Origin of the sequence: Nioella sp., from assembly GCF_964229645.1 — a bacterium.
Taxonomy (GTDB): Bacteria; Pseudomonadota; Alphaproteobacteria; order Rhodobacterales; family Rhodobacteraceae; genus Nioella.
Genome location: NZ_CAXREX010000298.1, coordinates 1 through 2,040 on the forward strand (window position 1 = coordinate 1; position 2,040 = coordinate 2,040).

At 68.8% G+C, this 2,040-nt stretch carries 1 protein-coding gene; it reads right to left on the minus strand.

Going from position 1 to position 2,040, the window contains the following annotated elements; translation table 11 throughout:
• On the minus strand, positions 1–1,660 hold a 1,660-nt coding region (locus tag ACEQXV_RS18885; RefSeq protein WP_370270462.1), incomplete at its 3' end, for a hydantoinase/oxoprolinase family protein.
• Positions 1,661–2,040: the final 380 nt, after the last annotated feature.

Sequence of the window (2,040 nt, forward strand, 5' to 3'; positions counted from 1 at the left end):
GTCCCTGTCCCCGGTAGCGCAGGAAAAGCGTGCGCTGCGCCGCCTGATCCGCGCCGGGCGCGGCGGCGGCGACGAAGGCGCCGGCTTCGGCCGCCATCTCGGCATAGAGCCGGTTGTAGAGCCCCGCATCGAACCGGGCGAGCGGCATGGCGACGGTGCGGGAAAGCTCGTAGACCGCCTGCGCCTGCAGGAACCCGATGGCCGAGCCGATCCCTGCGCCCTGCGGCACGATCACCCTTGTGGCGCCGAGCTTTCGCGCGGTGCGGGCGGCGTGGATGCCGCCCCCGCCGCCGAAGGCGATGATCGGCCGGTCGCGCAGATCGGCGCCCTTCTCGCGGGCATGTTCGCGCGCGGCACCGGCCATCTGTTCCTCGACAACCTCGGCCAGCGCGGCAGCGGCGGCGAGCGGCTCCAGACCCAGCGGACGACCGACGCTGTCCGACAGCGCCTGCGTGGCGAGCGCGGCGTCGATGGCGATGCCCGATCCGTCGAAATCGCCGGGCGAAAGGCGACCCAGCTCAAGATTGGCATCCGTGACCGCCGCCTGCATCCCGCCCCGCGCATAGCAGGCCGGGCCGGGATCCGAGCCCGCGCTTTCGGGGCCCACCTGCAACCGGCGCTGGCCGTCGACCCGCGCCAGCGAGCCACCGCCCGCGCCGATCTCGACCAGGTCGATCACCGGGATGCGGGCGGGCAGCCCGCTGCCCTGCCGGTGCATATGCTCGCGCGCCATCTCGAAAGACGGGCTGCGGCGTGGCACGCCCTTGTCGATCAGGCAAACCTTGGCGGTGGTTCCGCCCATGTCGAACGCCAGGATCGCGTCCTCGCCCAGTTCCCGGGCCAGCCCGGCGGCGAACACGGCACCGCCCGCCGGACCGGATTCGACCAGCCGGATCGGAAAACGCCGGGCAATGTCGAGATGACACAGGCCGCCGTTCGACAGGAACATGAAGACCGGCGCAGACACGCGCAGCGCGGTCAGCCCGGTTTCCAGACGGTCCAGATAGCTTGCCACCAAGGGCTGAACGAAGGCATTGGCGGCGGTGGTCGAGAACCGGGCATATTCGCCGATCTCGGGGGACACGTCGCTTGACAGGCTGAGGCTCACGCCAGGCAGCAGCGGTTGCAGGATGTCGCGCGCGCGGCGTTCATGCGCGGGGTTCACATGGGCATGCAGGAAGCAGAGCGCGACACTTTCGATGCGCTCATCCCTGAGCTGCCCGGCAAGGCGGTGCAGCGCTTCTTCGTCCAGGGGCCGCAGGACAGAGCCGTCGGCGGCCAGCCTTTCGGGCACCCCGAAGCGCCACCAGCGCGGGATCAGCGGTTCGGGTTTGACGATGGTGATGTCGTATTGATCGAACCGCCCCTCATCGCCCATCGCCAGCACGTCGCGAAAACCGTCGGTCGTGACCAGCGCGGTGCGCGCGCCCTGCCGCGCGATGATGGCATTCGTGGCCAGCGTGGTGCCATGGACAATGCCGGTGACATCGCCGGGGGCATAGCCCGCCTCGCTCAGGATCTGCTGCACGCCCTGCAGGATCGCCCGATCCGGGGCTTTCGGCGTGGTGGGCAGTTTCAGGGTGCTCAGCCCCCGGGGCGTGGCCAGCGCGAAGTCGGTGAAAGTCCCGCCAACGTCGATGCCGATACGGATCTCGCTCATGTCTGTCGTTCCTCGCCGCGCGTTCCGTTGTTCATTATTCATTATTCATTAATGACAAGAGATGACAGACCGCCCCGGTCCTGTCAATCGGTCCGAACCCGCTCGGGGGCGGCGGGCGGAGCTTTCGGCATTCGCAACAGCGGCTTTGCCGCATTCGGGGCTAGGCAACGCCTCCCGGCGTCGTATCCCTCGAAGAAAGGAGGATCCGATGACGATTTCAGACTTGCGGCGCGATCTTGGCCGTCACGCCGGATTGGGCGAGAAATACACGGGCGGGCCCGGCGATCTGGCGACGGCGGCGTGGATCGAGACGGAATTGCAGGCGGCGGGATACGAGACCTGGCGCCAGGACGTGACGCTGCCGCGCAACCGGGTGGACC